Origin of the sequence: Mycobacterium sp. SMC-15 (assembly GCF_045310925.1) — a bacterium.
In the GTDB taxonomy this organism is placed as follows: Bacteria; Actinomycetota; Actinomycetes; order Mycobacteriales; family Mycobacteriaceae; genus Mycobacterium.
The window spans coordinates 192,518-208,489 of sequence record NZ_JBJIAJ010000005.1; the positions used below are offsets into that span (position 1 = coordinate 192,518).

Here is a 15,972-nt window from a genome sequence, read left to right on the forward strand (position 1 = left end):
CACTCAGTCCCCTTCCAGGATGAGGGTCGTCTGTTCCGACAGGATCCCGCCGTTGCCCGAGACGAAGGCCCGGTTGCAGTCGGCCACCTGCGCGGCCCCGGCCCGGCCCATGATCTGACGGGTGGCGTCGCAGACGTGGTGCATGCCACCGGCCAGGCCGGCCTGGCCGAATCCAAGCTGGCCGCCCGCGGTGTTGAGCGGGAAGTCGCCGCGGAAGGTCAGGTCGTGATCGGTGAGGAACTGCATGCCTTTGCCCTTCTCGCAGAACCCGGCATCCTCCAGCGACAGCAGCACAGTGATCGTGTAACAGTCGTAGATGGAGACCATGTCCATATCCGCGCGCGTCAGATCGGTCATGGCGAAGGCGGTGTCGGCGGCCTCGCGGATCGGAGTCGCCAGCAGGTCTGCGGCGTACGTCGGGGTCTTGAACGGCACGTGTTCGCCGAATCCCTTGATCCACACCGGGCGGTTGCGGGCCCGCTTGGCGAACTCGGCACTGGCGATCACCACCGCGGCACCGCCCACGCAGGGCATCACGATCTCGAGCATGTGCAGCGGATCGGCGATCACCGGGCTGGCCAGGACGTCCTCGACGGTCAGCGGGGTGTCTCGCCAGATCGCGCCGTCGGTGTGGTTGGCGTTGACGCGCTGGTCGACGACCAGTTTGGCCATCGCCCGTTCGTCGTAGCCGTAGACGGCGCCGTAGCGGGTGGCGACCTGCCCGTAGGGACCGTTCTGGCCGAGGTTGCCGTAGGGAATCTCGAACTCGGCTTGCGGAGAACCGTATTGGTTGCTCGATGAGCCGAAGAACATGGCGTCGACCAGCGGTTTAGGCTTACGTTCCGACATCGGGGTGATGTAGCGGGCCGGCAGCGCGCACAGCACGACGTCACAGATGCCGAGTTCGATCGCCGCCGCGGCCCGCCACACCATGGCCGCCGCACTGGCCCCGCCCAGATCCACGATCTCGGCGAACCGCGCTGGGACCCCCAGGTATTCGGCGATCGTGGACGGCACGAAGATCTCGGATTCGCCCAGGTGCGAGGTGACGATGCCGTTGACGAGTTCGCCCGAAAGACCCGCGTCGGCCAGCGCCGCGGCGCTCAACTCGGCCCACTGCTCCAGGGTGAACGGGGCCGGGGTGGCTTTGTTCATCCGTTCCGGCGGCAGCTCGACATAGCCGACGATCGCGGCGTCTCCACGTAGTCCCATGCGGGTGTCCTTCATCTCATTTGCGGGGCAGGCCGAGAATCATCTGCGCGATGATGTTCAGCTGAATTTCCTTGGTACCGCCGCCGATCAGCTCGGCCGGCGACAACAGATACGGCTCGACGACGGCCGGGTCGGAATCGGCGACCATCGCCAGTCGGCCGACGGTGGCCAATGTCGCGTGGAAGGTGCGGCGCAGCAGAACGTTCATCGCCACTTTTGCGATGCTCGACGACGCCCCGAATCCCTCGCCATCGAGCAGCCTGATGGTCTCGCGTACCCCGAGCGCCCTGATCGCATTGGCGTAGGCGTCGAGTTCGCCGAGTGCTCGCAGCGCGTCATCGCGTGATCGGCCCGGGACGGCGGCGATGGATCGCAGCGCGACGGCGCGGTCATTCTCGACGTAGCCGCTGATGGCAGTGCGCTCCTCGGCCATGGTGGCGATCGCCAGCTGCCAGCCCTCGGTGGGCTCCCCGAGCAGCATCTGGTCGGGAACGAAGACGTCGGCGAGGAACACTTCGTTGAATTCGGCTGCCCCGGTGGCCATCACGATCGGCTGGACCTCGATCCCGGCGGAGCGCATGTCCACGATGAAATAGCCGATACCGCGGTGTTTGGCCGCCGCGGGGTCGGTCCGGGCGAGCAGTGCGCCGTAGTCGGCGCGCTGCGCGGCCGACGTCCAGATCTTGTGGCCGTTGATGCGCCAACCGCCGTCGACCTTGACCGCGCGGGTGGTGAGCGACGCCAGGTCGGAGCCGGCCCCGGGCTCGGAGAACAGCTGGCACCAGGCGAGTTCGCCGCGCTGAGTCGGGGGAATCAGCCGCTGCTGCAGGGCATCCGGTGCTGCGCGTACCAGCGACGGCAGGATCCATTCGGCGATGCCCAGCGAGGGCCGGACCAGCCCGGGCCGCTTGGCGAACTCCTCGATGATGATCAGCTGCTGCAACGGGGAGGCATCCCGGCCCCACGGTGCGGGCCACTGCGGGGCGATCAGCCCAGCGTCGGCGATCAGCGTCCGCTGCGGTCCCGTCTCGAAGTGCGGGTAGTCGCCCTGGCGTCCCGGACCGTCGTTGTCCAGCACTTTAGCGGCGTCGAGAGTCGCGGCGACACCCGCCCGGAACTCGGCTTCGGCGCCGCCGAGGTCCACGGTGAAATCCCGCTGCTGCGCGACGGTCAGCTCGCCGAGCCGGCGCGCCCAGTCGGTGGCGGCGCCGATCGAAGCCGCGATGCTGGTGGCGCGGCGCCAATACAGGTGCAGATCGTGCTCCCAGGTGAATCCGATGGCACCGAACATCGTCAGGGTGTCGAACACGGTGTCCGGACATGGCGTGACCGCCGTCAGCGCCGCGGTGGCAGCGGCAATGCGCTGCTGATCGACCGTGTCGGTGACGGCGCGCAGCGCGTCCCAGGCAGCGGCGCAGGCCAATTCGGCGTTGACCAGCAACATGGCCGCCTGGTGTTGCAATGCCTGGAATGTTCCGATGCGGACGCCGAACTGCTCGCGGGTGTGCAGATGCGCGGTGGCCGCCTCGACGCACCACCCGGCGATGCCGGCGCACACCGCTGCGGCGAGACCGACGGCGAGGTACTCCGCGCGCTGGGTGTCGATCCCGATCAGGACGTCGTCGGCGCTCGCCCGGTGATCAGCCAGGGTGATCGTGGCCAGGTCGGTGAGCAGGTCGGTGCCGGCCACCGGCTGGATCGCCGCCCGGGCTGTGTCGACGACGGCCCAGAGGTCGGTTCCCTCCTCACCGCGGGCGCAGACCAGTGCGAGGCGGGCCGAGCGGGCGCCCGAGATCACCTCGGAGGCACCACTGATCAGCCAGCCGTCGTCGGCTCGTCGCGCGGTGAAGTCCGACTGCCCGGCAAGCACGACGGCTGCCGGCGCACCGGCGGCAAGAGCACGCAGATAGTCCGCCCGCGCCGGCGTGGCCTCGGCGAGCAGACCGACCGCGCCGGCGGTCACCGTCGGCAGCAGTGGACCCGGCAGAGACACCGTTCCCGCTGCCTCCAGGACGGCGGCGACGTCGAGCAGTCCGCCGCCCTGCCCGCCGTACTGTTCGGGCAGGTGGATCGCGTGAAACCCGTTGGCGACCAGGTCATCCCACCAGGGTGGCAATTCCCCGTCCGCCAGTGCGTCGAAGGCCTTACGGGTATCGGTCATCGGCGCGTGCCGGGCGGCGAACTGCCGCAGCGACTCTCCAAGCTGGCGTTGTTCGGCGCTGAGCGTCACGCTCACGAGCTCTCCTCATGTTCTCCACGTGCAGTCCACTGGGATTGGATACGCGCAGCGGTCTCGCGCACAGCGGCACCGAGATCGGCGACCTCCGCGGCGGTCAAGGCTGCGAACGGAGCGACCCCCACCGACATCGTCACCGTCCCGTCGATGTCGCGAACCGGAGCCGAGACACTGGCGATCGGATGCCGCTCGGTGCCGCCGAGTTCGTCGGGCAGGTAGTCGACCGCGGTGAGATCGGCGAAGGCCGTCGCCAGTCGCGCGGTGATCTCGTCAGGCTCGCCGTCGGCCGCCAGTGCCTGGAGCGCCGAGTACACCCGGACGTACTCACGGCTCATCCGGTCGATCGCGTAACCGCGCCGGCCGACCTCGTCGAGCACCGCGCCCAGCCGGCGCCGCAGCCGCGGCGACGGTGCGCCCAGTCCACTGAGCCATTCCTTCTTGACGTTCTCGCCCACCCCGGCAATGAACTCACGACCGAACGGGGCAACCAGCGGCATCCGGAATCCGGCTCCCAACTGCAGCCCGGCGATGGACTCCCCGACCGAATCGGTCACCACCACCGTCGCGCCCTGGCGGACGCCGAGGATCACCTGCCGGCCGACCGCGTCGAAAAGCCGCTGCAGCTCGGGACGGAACGCCTGCCGGTTGACCGGGCGGGCCAGCGCGGCCAGGGCCGGGCCCCAGGAATACCCGGCCGACTGGCGGTCCCGCACCAGCCATTGCCGGCCCGCCAGGGTGGCAAGAATCGCGTGGCAGGTGCCGTGACTGATGCCCAGAGTCTGCGAGATCTCCGAGAGAGAGAAATGCCTTTCCGGGTCGGCGGCCAGCAGCTCCAGGATCCGCATCACCCGCTCGGTCGGCGGCGACGAGACCGGGCGCGCCGTGCCGTCCCCGTCCATCGCTGCCGTCATACTTTCGAAAACTACGTCGAATAGTCGACGTGCGCAAATCTCGGCGGCCCTCAGCCGGCGGCCGCCACCCGCACTCGCTCCCGCACCGAAGCCACCACACCGCCGTCGTTGAGGATGTCGGTGCCGGTCAGATAGCCCGCCTTGGTGCTGACGCAGAACGCCAGCAGTTCAGCCATCTCTTCGGGCGTCCCCCAACGCGGGACTGCCGCGTCGGCGACCATCGCCCCCGCACCGGCCCGCTCCTCCAACCGGCCCATCTCGGTGTCCACCGAACCCGGAGAGACCGAGACGATGCGCAACCCTCGGCCGTTGAACCGTTCGGCCTGCGCGCTGGAGTACCAGCGCACGAAGGCCTTGCTCACCGCGTAGGCGAAACCCGAACGCACCTCCGGCGGAAGCGGTTCGCACACGGCGGCCATGGCCTGCGTGAAGCCGTGGACATCCTGCAGCGCCAAAGGAAACTGACCGGTGGGGATCACCTCGTCGGGCAGCAGGTGCGCGGCCATCGACGCCACGTTGACGATCGCCGCGCCCTCGGGTGCCGCACAAAAGAAGATCTCGTTGACGTTGACGGTGCCCACGGCATTGGTCCGCACGACGTAGGCGGCATCCCCCATGCTCGGGCTGACTCCGGCGGTGTGGATCACCGAGGTGACGGGCCCGATGCCGGCCGCGGTATCGAACAGCGCGGTGACCGCGTCGCGATCGGTGACGTCACAGTTGACGGTCGTGATGTCGAGGCCGGCTAAGGCGGCCCCCGCGCCGTCCAGCCGGTCTTGCCGGACATCGCAGAGCACGACCGGCTGCTCGCGACCGACGATCTTCGCGGTGGCCAGCCCCATCCCGCCGGCGCCGCCGGTGATCACCGAAACCATCGCGTCAGGCCTGCGCCAACTGCTTCTGCGCGTACCGCTGCGCCCATTCGGCCCGCGGCCGGATGGAGACGTCCACGTCGGTGGCCGTCGCCCGCAGCGCGCCTACCGTCGCCTGCGCACGCGCGGTGTGCGCGAACGGGTCCCAGCCGAAGAACCGGCAGGAGTTCTCCCAGGTGATCTTGTTGATGTCGGAGTCGTCGGCGCCGGCGGCCTCCAACTCGGCGAGCACCTGCTCGGGAGCGTCCGGCCAGAAGCAGTCCGAGTGCGGATAGTCGCATTCCCAGGCGATGATGTCGATGCCGATCTCGTGGCGCAGCTTCAACGACGTCTTGTCGGTGACGTAGCAGGCCAGCGAGTGCTCGCGGAACACCTCGGACGGCAGCTTGTCGCCGAAGTCGCGGCGCAGCCACTTCTGGTTGGTGTAGTGACGGTCGCTGCGGTCCAGGTAGAACGGGATCCAGCCGATACCGCCCTCGGAGAACGCGAATTTCAGGTCCGGGTAGTTGCGCATCGCCGGACCCCACAACAGATCCTGGGCGCACATCGCCGAAATCTGGGTGGCCAGGATGATCAGGTTGTCGATCGGGGCGCCCGGGGCCATGCTGATCGCCCCGAAGCCGGTGCCGATGTGCAGACACATCACCACCCCGGTCTCCGACAGCGTGCGGAACACCGGGCCCCAGTAGTCGTCGTCGTGGTAACTGGGCAGGCCCTCCAGGTGCGGCAGCTCGGGCATGGTGACCGCACGGCAGCCCTTGGCCGCCACCCGACGGATCTCGGCGCACATCGCCTCGGGGTTCCAGGTCGGCAGGATCGCGATCGGGATGAAGCGGCCCGGATAGGAATCGGCCCACTCGTCGATGTGCCAGTCGTTGTAGGCCGACACCATCACCAAGGTGACATGTTCGCGGGTCATGTTCAGATGCCGCGCGGAGAACCCGGTGAAGGTCGGGAAGCACATCGAGGCAAGGATGCCGTTGCGGTTCATGTCGCGGACCCGCTCGTGCACGTCGTAGACCCCGGGGCGCATCTCGGCGAAGCCGGCCGGGTCTCGGCCCCACTCCTCGGCCGGCCAGGACACCACCGCGTTGAGCCCGCTGACGCCTTGCGGGCGGCCCTGATACATCCACTGGTCGACGCCTTTTTCGTCGGTGACGACGATCGGCGCCTCCGCTTTGAACTTGGCCGGGACATGGTTGAGGAACATGTCGGGCGGCTCCACCACGTGGTCGTCGATGCTGACCAGGATCAAGTCGTCGATGTTCATGCCTTTACTAGTACCCTGGAAAACCGTGACCGTCTCCGCGCGATCGGCCATAGAGTTTGCAGAACCGGCCAACATCGATCTGCGTCGCGGCGGCCGTGCCCGGGCCGGCAGCTACCTCTACGAGGGGCAGCATCTGGTCACCGGGTGGCATTCCCACGACATGCACCAGATCGAGTACGCGGTCGGCGGCGTGGTCGAAGTCGAGACCGCCGCGGCGCACTATCTCCTGCCGCCGCAGCAGGCGGCCTGGATCCCGGCCGGCCTGGAGCATCAGGCCACCATGCGCCCGGAAGTCCGCACCGTCGCGGTCATGTTCGACCCCGAGTTGGTTCCGGTCGCCGGCGACCGGGCGCGCATCCTGACGGTCTCGCCGCTGATCCGGGAGATGATGCTGCATTCGGTGCGCTGGCCGATCGAGCGGGCCGACGGCGACGCCGTCTCCGACGACTTCTTCCGCACCCTGGGGCACCTTGTCTCCGACGCCCTGGACCACGAGGCGCCACTGAGCCTGCCGATCTCCGATCATCCGATCGTCGGCGCGGCCATGGCCTACACCAAGGCACACCTGGCCTCGGTGACCGTGGCTGAGGTGTGCCACGCCGTCGCCGTGTCCGAGCGCACCCTGCGCCGTCAGTTCGAAGCGGTGATCGGCATGTCGTGGCGGACCTACCTGCTCAACGCCCGGATGCTGCAGGCGATGGCACTGCTGGCCGCCCCGGATCAAGGCGTGCAGCAGACCGCTACCGCCGTCGGGTTCGACAGCCTGTCTGCCTTCACCCGAGCGTTCACCCGATTCGCCGGCGAGGCGCCGTCGAGCTACCACCGCCGGATCACGGCGGTTTAGCGAGGCTCGACGCAGGAGAGCCGAAGCTGGAACCGCCGCAGGATCACGGCGTCGTGACTACCAGCTACTTCACCAGCGGCGCAGAGTAATTCGGTTTGCCCAGACCCAACACGTATTGAGCGATCATGTTGCGGAACACCTCCAGGGTCCCGCCGTAGATGCCGACCAGTGGAGCGAACCGGAAGACGTAGTCGCTTGCCCCACCATCGATGGCACCGTCGGTGTCGATCGGCAGCGCCGATGCACTTCCGAGCAGGTCCATCAGGTCCGGCGAGACGTCGCGCATCGCCTGCGCCAGCGCCACCCGTCCGAAAATTGATGGCGCCGACAGCGACGCCTCCACCCGAGCTGCTGCCTTGCCCAGTCGGTAGGCCACCGAACGATCCGCGATGCTCCCCGACCGCCCGGCCACCTCGCCCGCCTTGTCGACTGCGACGGCCATGAAGTTCGCCTGGTGCATCATGATCGAGACGTCCTGCAATCCATCGGGATTGGCGTCCACCGCACCGTGTTCGACGTTGAGCGGCTCGCGCAGCACGGTCCACCCGCCATTGACCTCGCCGAGTCGGTATTTGTCGTCGACGCGGACATCGCTGTAATAGACGATGTTGGTACGGTCACCGTCGACGGTCCGCAGGCCCTGGATCTCGATGCCCGGAGTGTTCAACGGCACCAGGAACATGGTGAGGCTCTTGTGTTTCCGCGCGTCCGGATCGGTGTTGGTGATCAGGAAGACGTACTGGCAGTTGTGGGCTCCGGTGGTGAACATCTTGGAGCCATTAATAACCCAGCTAGATCCATCCGGCTCGCGCACCGCGCGGGTCTTGCAGGTTGCGACGTCGGAGCCGCCTTCGGGCTCGGTGTAGCCCAGGCAGAGCCGGATGTGGCCGCTGAAGACGCCGGGCAGAATCTCCTCGCACAACTCGGGCGAGCCGAAGGATGCGACGGAGCGGGCTACCATCGCCGTGGTTCCCCAGGTGACCCAGGGCACGTGGGCGCGGCGCTTCTCCAGTTCCCAGATGCGTCGGCGGACGCGGGGGAAGCCGCCATCGGCTTCGGTTTTCCACTCCGATTCCAGGTAACCGGCGGCACCCAGCGCCAGGTGGACGCCCTCGTCGAAGTTGTCCCCGGTCTCGCGGTCGCGGCGCTTGACGTCCTCAGTCACGTGGGTGGCCAGGAATGCGCGCACCTCGTCGCGGAAAGCCAAGTCATCGTCGGTCAGCTGCGGTTGTGAGAAGTCCATGATCGTTGGTGTCCTATTCGGCTGCGTAAGCGGCGGTTTCGCGGGCGGCTGTTTCACGAACGGCGACGAGCTCCCCTATGCGGCAGGCGGTGGCTCCGGGATCACCCCCGGCCAGTGGCCAGCCGCGGGCCCGAACCAGGTAGGCGGTGGCCGCGGCTTCGGCGGACACGCCCAGGCCGCCCTGGATGTGCACCGCCATGGTGGCGGCCTTGGCGGCCTCCTCTGCCATGAAGACGAAGGCCGAGGCCGCCAGCTCCGGACGCTCATCGGGCTCGTTGTCCATGAACCATCCGGCGCGGTAGGCCAGGTTGCGGCCGGAGGCGACCGTGATCGCCATATTCGCCAACGGATGCGAGATCGCCTGCAGGGTGCCGATCGGAACCCCGAGGGTGTAGCGGGTCTTGGCGAACTCCGCGGCGATGGTCATGGTCTGCTCCACCATCCCGACCAGCGCGGAGGCGGTCAGCAGTCGCCATTCATCCAGCGCCCGCTGATATTCCGCCAGCGCCTGAGGCCCGCTGGCCAGCACGGTCGCCGCGTCGGCGTCGGCCGGGTCGACCCAGGCCATCGGCAACCGACCGATATTGTCGACCCGAACCGGCCGGGTACCGAAGGAAAGTCGCACCACCGCATCACCCTCACGGACGATGATCGTGTCGGCGATCGATCCGGTCGGCAGCAGTCGGCGTCCGGCGGTGGCCTCCTGGTGCGGGTCGAACGCAATCAGACGAGTCCCGCTCACGATGTCGGCGGTGTCGTCCGCCTCCGGCGGCAAGCCTCCAAGCCGTTGCAGTAGCCGTGCCGCACAGACCTGGTCGATCCAGGGCACCGGCGCCAGCGATCGACCGATCTCCTCGGCGACCAACGCAAGGTCGACCAGGGTGGCACCGTCGCCGCCGACCGATTCCGGCAATGCCATGGTCGTGGCGCCCATCGCGCAGAGTCGCTCCCACAGGTTCTTGTCGAAGCCGGATTCCTCTGCGGCGCGCACCGTTTCGATCGGACAGTGCGTGGTGAAGAACTGCTTGTAGGCAGCCTGCAACGCTACGTGGTCCTCGGTCAGGCTGTAGTCCAGCCTGCGCAGTTCGAAGCGATCCATCTCAGCTCTCCTGTTCGGGTACGGTGCCGCGTTCGGCAAAGAAGAAGTCGGCTGCATTGCGGTAGAGGTATTTGTCGAGCACGTCGGGCGGCAGGTCCAGAGCGCGCGCCTCGGGCACCACCCGGTCCATCCGCAGCACCGGCCAGTCCGAGGCGAAGATGACCTTGCCGGCACCCCGGGTGCGCATGAAGTGCAGCAGGGCTTCCGGCAGACGTTTCGGCGACCAGGCCGAGGTCATCAACCGCAGGTTGCGGTACTTGATGAGCAGGCGGATCGCGACGTCCCACCAGGGGTCGGCGCCGTGGATCATGCACAGCCGCAATTCGGGAAAGCGCACGCAGACCCGGTCCAGGTGGATCGGGTGCTGCACCTCACCGGGGATCGGCGGCCCCGGAATGCCGGTGTTGACGCACAGCGGCAGATCCAGTTCGGCGCACTTGGCGTAGAGCGGGTAGTAGACGGCGTCGCTGGGCGGATATTGGCCATCGCCCCAGAAGCTTGGCCCCACAACGGCGTAGACCACCGGCAGGTCGACCGCGACAGCACTCAATTCCCGAAGCGCGGGCACCGGACGCAGCAGGTTCATGCCGCCCATTGCCAGCGCGAACCGATCCGGCCGGGCTTCGACGAACTTCCGGGCGGTCACCGAGGGTTTGACCAGGTTGTCCATCAGGACCGCCTTGGTCACGCCGTGGGTGTCCATCTCGTCGAGCAGCGCCGACATGTCGACCGGCGCGAACATCGACTCGGGTCCCTTGAAGTAGTCATCGCGCGTTCTGACCATCCAGGACGGCTGCTCATTCTCGCCGAAGTGCACGTTCACCAGACAATCGATGACTCGTGACTGCTCGCTCATGCCCGTCATGCCGTAGCCACCTCATTCACCTGTCGTTTGGCCCAGCGGTAGTCGGCCTTGCCATTGCCCAGTCGGCGCACCTGCGCCACCATGACGTACGCCTTGGGCACCTTGAAGCCCGCCAGCACCGATCGACAGTGTGCGTCCAGTTGCTCGTCGGTAACACCCGAATCCGGTTGCGGAACAACCAGCGCCACCAGTTCCTCGCCCCAGCGCTCGCTCGGGCGGCCCACCACCAGCGCGTCGGCCACCGCCGGGTGAGCACGCAGCACGCCCTCGACCTCTTCGACGAACACCTTCTCCCCGCCGGTGTTGACCACCAGAGCGTCGCGCCCGAACAACCGCAGCGTGCCGTCCTTCTCGATGCTGGCGCGGTCGCCGGAGATCACCATCCGTTGACCGTCGATCTGACCGAAGGTGCGCTGCGTCGCGTCGGCGTCGTCGAAGTATCCGAGCGGGATCCGTCCGGTCCGCACCACCCAACCCACCTCGGGATCACCGGGTTCCAGGAACCGGGTGCGGTCCTGCGACACCACCGATCCCCCGGTCCGTAGATCGAATGTGTCACGCCGCGCGTCGCGCTGGCTGCGCCCGAAGCCCAGATTGCCGGTCTCCGAGGAGCCGTACCCGTTGATCAGGGTGATCTGCGGAAGCAGTTCCAGCAACGCGGCCTGATACTTCGGATTGGTTGCGGCACCGCCGGTTGCGATCGAGTGCAAGGACGTCAGGTCATAGGTCGCGTTGCGCAGTTCGGCGACCAGGGGCGCGGCGTACGCGTCGCCCACCATGGTCATGAGCCCGACCTTTTCGCGCGCGGCGGTCTCCAGCACCGTACGGGGGTCGAACCTGGCGCGGCTGTCATTGAGGATCACCGTCTGGCCGGACAGGATCGCCGAGAACGCGGTCCACAGCCCGGCGGCGTGCATCAGCGGCGACAGCGCGAACCAGTGCGGACCGGCATGCTGCACCTTCTGGTGGATCTCCGCCACGCCGGCGTGATCGTCACCGACCATCGACGACACGTAGATGTCGCTTTGTCGCCACAGCACGCCCTTCGGACGCCCGGTGGTTCCCCCGGTGCAGATCATCAGCAGATCGTCCGGCGACGGCGCCACCGGCTGATCGGCGTCGCCCTGCGCCAGCGCATCGTCCAGCGCTACCGCATCGAGTCCGGGGTCGGCTGCGCCGTCGTCGATCCTGATCAGCAGGTCAGCGCCGGATTCATGTAGTGTGTCAATAAATTTCGCCTCGAGCGAGGCGTGGTAGATGACCGCTCGGGGACGCAGATAGTCCAGGAGCTCACCGGCCTCGGCCGGGGTGTAGTAGTGGTTGACGTTGACCGGGACCGCGCGGGCCTTGAGACAGCCGATCACCATGTCGGGGTACAGGTCGTTGTGCATGAGCAGCGCGACCCGGTCCTGGCCGCACTCCCAGTTGCGCAACTCCGAACGCTCACGCTGGGCGCCGAGCCCGCGGCCGGCCAGGTAGTTGGCCAGCCGGCGGGTGCGCTCCGCGGATTGCGCGAACGTGCTGCGCCGATCCCCGCAGATCGTCATAGCCCGGTCGGGTACGGCCTCGGCGATCGCGTCGAGGACCGCGCCGAGGGTCCATTCGCCCACTTTCAGACCGAAGCTGCCAGGTGAGCGGCGCCCGGTGCGGCACGGTTCGGATCACCCAGAAGGGTCAATGCGTTGTCCCGCATCACCATTCGGGTATCTTCCGCGCTGAACTCAGGGAACTGCGGGATGTCTGCGGTGAAAGTCGTCGGGTCGGCGAGTCCCTCACCGTGCGGCCAGTCCGAGCCGAACAGGATCTTGTCGACGCCAATGGTGTCGGCCAGCAGCTTCACGTCGTCCTCGTAGTAGGGGGCAATCCAGACGTTGGTGCGCAGCTGCTCGATCGGATCTTCCTTGTAATGATACGGCGCATTGTTGGCCGACTTCTTCAACCGCTTGATCAGCCGGTAAACGAAGTACGAGCCGTTCTCGATGCTGACCACCTTGAGCTTGGGGTGACGGGTGAACACCTGGTGCACGATCATCGAGGCGATGGTGTCGTGGATCGCCCGATCGTCCATGATCACCATGTCCAGCGGGTCGCGCTTACCGAATCCCTTGAACACGCCGCTACCGCCCCACAACGCCGGGATTGCCATGTAACCGGAGTCAGACAGATGGAAGACGACTGCGACGCCCGCCTCGGCGAGGCGCGCCCACACCGGGTCATGCACCGGGTCACCGAGGGACCGGGCCCGAACCTCGCCGGGCACCGGTGCCGGGCGCACACACACCAGCTTGGCGCCGCGGCTGATCACGAATTCGACTTCGTCGACGGCTTTTTCGGGGTCAGCCAGCGAGATGATCGGTGCGGATATCACGCGGCCGTCGGGACGGTCGAAGCCCCAGTCCTCGTCGAGCCACAGGTTGAACGCGTGCACCGATGCAATGGTGGCGGGGATGTCGTGTTTGAGCCCCTCCTCCACACCACAGGCGAAGGTCGGCAGCATGAACACCGTCTCCAGCCGCTGCCGGTCGAGGACCTGCACGCGGGCGTCGCGGTTCTGGTATTCAGGATGCTCGGAGAGCCTGTCGAGCTTCATCAACGACGCCGGCTCCACGCCTTCGGGGATCTCGCCGCGGAACAGCAGATCCAGGCAGCCGGGTTCGATGATCGGGTCGAAGTTCGGGTTCGGGATGAAGTGGTTGACGACCCCGCCGAACACCGCCAGGGTGCGATGGCCGTCCTGCACCATCTGGACACCGCGGCTGCGGAATTCCTTGGGCAGGTGCCGAGTGAAGGCGTCCAGCGGCTCGTAGTAGTGGTTGTCGACGTCGACGGCCAAGTACGGAAGCCGTTCAGCTGCGGCAGTCATGTGCTCAACCTTTCTCAAGACAGGGGCGGGAAGTTCGGCGGGCGTTTCTCGAAAAAACTGGTGATTCCTTCGATCAGGTCGGGCCGCGACAGCGATTCGTACATCAGGGTTTCGGCGCGGGCGCTGACCGCTGCGACGTCGTCGAGTGCGTCACCGTAGGCCTGCGCTTTGATCACCGCCAGCGAGGCCGGTGAGCAGTTCGCGGCGATGTCGGCGGCGTACGCCATCGCACGTTCAAGCAGCAGCTCGGGCGCCACGACATGGTTGACCAGACCCAGCTCGCGGGCTTCCTCGGCGAGGAAGGTGCGTCCGGACAGCAGCAGATCCATCGCCGGGCCCATGCCCGCCAATCGCGGCAGTATCCACGTGATTCCGTGCTCGGCGACAAGTCCGCGCCGGGTGAATGCGGTGGCGAATTTGGCACCGGCCGCGGCGAACCGCACGTCGCACATCAGCGCATGGGTCAGCCCGATCCCGACACAGGAGCCGTTGATGGCCGCGATCACGGGTTTGCGCAACTCGGTCAGGAAATGCGGGGGGCGGTCCCCGACCAGTTGGGACACGTCGGTGCCGGATGCGTCGACGGCGTCGGGACCCGTTTGAGTGCCGCCACCCAGATCCGCACCGGCGCAGAATCCCCGGCCACTACCGGTCACCACGATCGCCCGCACCGCGGGATCCGCCTCGGCACCATCGATGGCGGAGTAGAAACCGGCGGCGATATCGGGGCCCCAGGAGTTGAGCCGCTCCGGACGGTTGAAGGTGATCAGCCCGACGCCGTCACGCACGTCGTAGAGCACCGCGGTCATCGACCCCGCAACCTCCGCCTCGAAGCAACCGGATAGTTCTTACTGTATACCTTTCGGTAGCGCATTCCGCAACCTCCGAGGTTCCTGCCTCAAGCCACTATGCACGCAGGTCAGGGGCAAATTCGGGTCAGCCGATCAGGTGAAATCCGAGCCGCCGTCAACGTTGACGTTGGCGCCGGTCATGTAGGCGTTGCGACGGGAGGCCAGAAAGGCTGCGACCGCGCCCACTTCGTCCGGCAGGCCCGCCCGTGGCAGCTGCGCCGGGTGGCCAAAATGCTCGGCGATAGCCTCCATCAGCCGGTAGGGGTCCTCCCCGTCCACCCCGACCGAGCGAGCCCAGCCGACCAGCGCCTCGGAGGCGACGCTTCCGGGCGAGACCACGTTGACCAGAATCTCCTCGGGCGCCAGGAGCAGTGCCAGGTTCTTCGAGATGCTGTTCACCATCGCCTTGGCCGCGGTGTAGGCAACCAGGACTGTGCTCTGGCGCTGCGTCGACTGCGCCGAGAAATTGACGATTCGAGCCCATTCGGCCTTGCGCAGCAACGGCAGCGCCGCCTGCACGGTATGCACCATCCCCATCGCGCCCTGGTCGATCGCCCGGCGCCACTGCTCATCGGTGAGATCCTCGAAGGTGCCCTGCACGTCGGGGCCGGCCGCGTTGATCAGAATGTTGAGCTCGCCGCCCCACCGTCTCCCGAGTTCGGCGAAGGCTTCGTGCACCCGCTGCTCGTCGCAGGCATCGGCGACTATGCCGATCGCCTCCGGACTGCCGCGTCCCCTCAGGTCGTCACACGCGCGGTCCAGGTCGGCAGCCGAGCGTGCCATGACCGCCACCCGAGCCCCGTCGTCGGCCAGACAACGAGCGGTGGCCAGTCCCATCCCCCGGCCACCACCGACGACGACGGCGCGCGCGTTGTGCAACCCCAGATCCACGGCCGCAGACCAGGGTCAGGCGCCGGTCCAGTTCGGGGCGCGTTTCTCGGCGAACGCGATGGCACCCTCCTTGGCGTCATGGGAGGTGAACACCGGCGCGATCAGTTCGCCCTGCTTCTGCCAGATCTCATCCTGACTCCAGCCGGCGGACTTCACCATGATCTCCTTGGTCACCGCGACGGCCAGCGGGCCATTGGCGGTGATCCGTTCGGCCAGGGCGATCGCCCCGTCCAGCGCTTCGCCCGGCTCGGTGAGCACGTTGACGAAGCCCCACTGGGCGCCCTGTTCGGCGGTGAAACTCTCACCGGTCAAAGCCAATTCGAGCGCCTTCTGATACGGAATGCGGTGCGGCAACCGCAACAGGCCACCGCCGGCGGCCACCAGCCCCCGCTTGACCTCGGGGATACCGAATTTCGCGCCCTGGGCGGCCACCACCAGGTCGGTGGCCAGCACCAGCTCGGTGCCACCGGCCACCGCGTGTCCTTCAACCGCGGAGATGAGCGGTTTGCGCGGCGGGCGCTCGGTGAAGCCGAGCCCACGTCCCGGCACATACGCCAACTCCCCTGCCGCGAACGCCTTGAGATCCATTCCTGCACAGAAATTGCCGCCGGCTCCGGTCAGCACCCCGACCGACAGTTCGGGAGTGTCGTCCAGTTCGTCGCAGGCCGCAGCCAACCCCTCGGCGACCGCCTTGTTGGCCGCATTGCGCGCTTCCGGCCGGTTGATAGTGATGACGAGAATCCGTCCGCGACGCTCACGCAGTACCGCTTCTGACACGGCTCACCCTTCAGGCGTTGTGACAAGGTATATCAAAA

Annotated in this window: 14 protein-coding genes; 1 reads left to right on the plus strand and 13 read right to left on the minus strand. The window is 67.2% G+C overall.

All coding sequences use genetic code 11. The features are described 5' to 3' along the window. Positions 1-3: 3 nt before the first annotated feature. The 5 genes from ACJH71_RS09675 to ACJH71_RS09695 are packed head-to-tail and all read right to left on the minus strand — an operon-like array spanning position 4 to position 6,501. Positions 4-1,212, minus strand: coding sequence for a thiolase family protein (locus ACJH71_RS09675; RefSeq protein ID WP_406757790.1), 1,209 nt, complete (start codon positions 1,210-1,212; stop codon positions 4-6). A 16-nt stretch (positions 1,213-1,228) separates the two neighbouring features. Beyond that, entirely contained in the window at positions 1,229-3,448 is a 2,220-nt protein-coding gene (locus ACJH71_RS09680; RefSeq protein WP_406757791.1) for an acyl-CoA dehydrogenase, read from the minus strand. Beyond that, positions 3,445-4,359, minus strand: a complete 915-nt coding sequence (locus ACJH71_RS09685) for an IclR family transcriptional regulator (protein WP_406757792.1) — start codon at positions 4,357-4,359, stop codon at positions 3,445-3,447. The genes ACJH71_RS09680 and ACJH71_RS09685 overlap by 4 nt, the downstream gene beginning before the upstream one ends. Before the next feature lie 50 nt (positions 4,360-4,409). Beyond that, positions 4,410-5,234, minus strand: a complete 825-nt coding sequence (locus tag ACJH71_RS09690) for an SDR family oxidoreductase (RefSeq protein WP_406757793.1) — start codon at positions 5,232-5,234, stop codon at positions 4,410-4,412. 4 nt (positions 5,235-5,238) lie between these two features. After that, positions 5,239-6,501, minus strand: a complete 1,263-nt coding sequence (locus ACJH71_RS09695; RefSeq protein ID WP_406757794.1) for an amidohydrolase family protein — start codon at positions 6,499-6,501, stop codon at positions 5,239-5,241. Between the two features lie 25 nt (positions 6,502-6,526). Between ACJH71_RS09695 and ACJH71_RS09700 the strand changes: the two genes are divergently transcribed. After that, complete coding sequence (locus ACJH71_RS09700; RefSeq protein ID WP_406757795.1) at positions 6,527-7,345, plus strand: AraC family transcriptional regulator; 819 nt, start codon at positions 6,527-6,529, stop codon at positions 7,343-7,345. A gap of 64 nt (positions 7,346-7,409) precedes the next feature. Here ACJH71_RS09700 and ACJH71_RS09705 read toward each other — a convergent pair whose 3' ends face one another. The 8 genes from ACJH71_RS09705 to ACJH71_RS09740 form a co-directional block, all read right to left on the minus strand. Then, complete coding sequence (locus ACJH71_RS09705) at positions 7,410-8,588, minus strand: acyl-CoA dehydrogenase family protein (RefSeq protein WP_406757796.1); 1,179 nt, start codon at positions 8,586-8,588, stop codon at positions 7,410-7,412. A 13-nt stretch (positions 8,589-8,601) separates the two neighbouring features. Beyond that, positions 8,602-9,687, minus strand: coding sequence for an acyl-CoA dehydrogenase family protein (locus ACJH71_RS09710; RefSeq protein WP_406757797.1), 1,086 nt, complete (start codon positions 9,685-9,687; stop codon positions 8,602-8,604). A 1-nt stretch (position 9,688) separates the two neighbouring features. Further along, on the minus strand, positions 9,689-10,552 hold the full coding sequence (locus tag ACJH71_RS09715; protein ID WP_406757798.1) for an amidohydrolase family protein: 864 nt from the start codon (positions 10,550-10,552) through the stop codon (positions 9,689-9,691). Then, entirely contained in the window at positions 10,549-12,162 is a 1,614-nt protein-coding gene (locus ACJH71_RS09720) for an acyl-CoA synthetase (RefSeq protein ID WP_406757799.1), read from the minus strand. Before ACJH71_RS09720 ends, ACJH71_RS09715 begins: the two co-directional genes overlap by 4 nt. A 2-nt stretch (positions 12,163-12,164) precedes the next feature. Next, positions 12,165-13,415 (minus strand): amidohydrolase family protein, encoded by a 1,251-nt coding sequence (locus ACJH71_RS09725; protein WP_406757800.1) that lies wholly within the window; start codon positions 13,413-13,415, stop codon positions 12,165-12,167. A gap of 14 nt (positions 13,416-13,429) precedes the next feature. Further along, a complete protein-coding gene (locus ACJH71_RS09730) occupies positions 13,430-14,224 on the minus strand; it encodes an enoyl-CoA hydratase (RefSeq protein WP_406757801.1) in 795 nt (264 codons plus the stop codon). 135 nt (positions 14,225-14,359) lie between these two features. Continuing rightward, positions 14,360-15,157, minus strand: a complete 798-nt coding sequence (locus tag ACJH71_RS09735; RefSeq protein WP_406757802.1) for an SDR family NAD(P)-dependent oxidoreductase — start codon at positions 15,155-15,157, stop codon at positions 14,360-14,362. Positions 15,158-15,172: 15 nt separating this feature from the next. Continuing rightward, entirely contained in the window at positions 15,173-15,934 is a 762-nt protein-coding gene (locus ACJH71_RS09740) for a crotonase/enoyl-CoA hydratase family protein (protein ID WP_406757803.1), read from the minus strand. Positions 15,935-15,972: the final 38 nt, after the last annotated feature.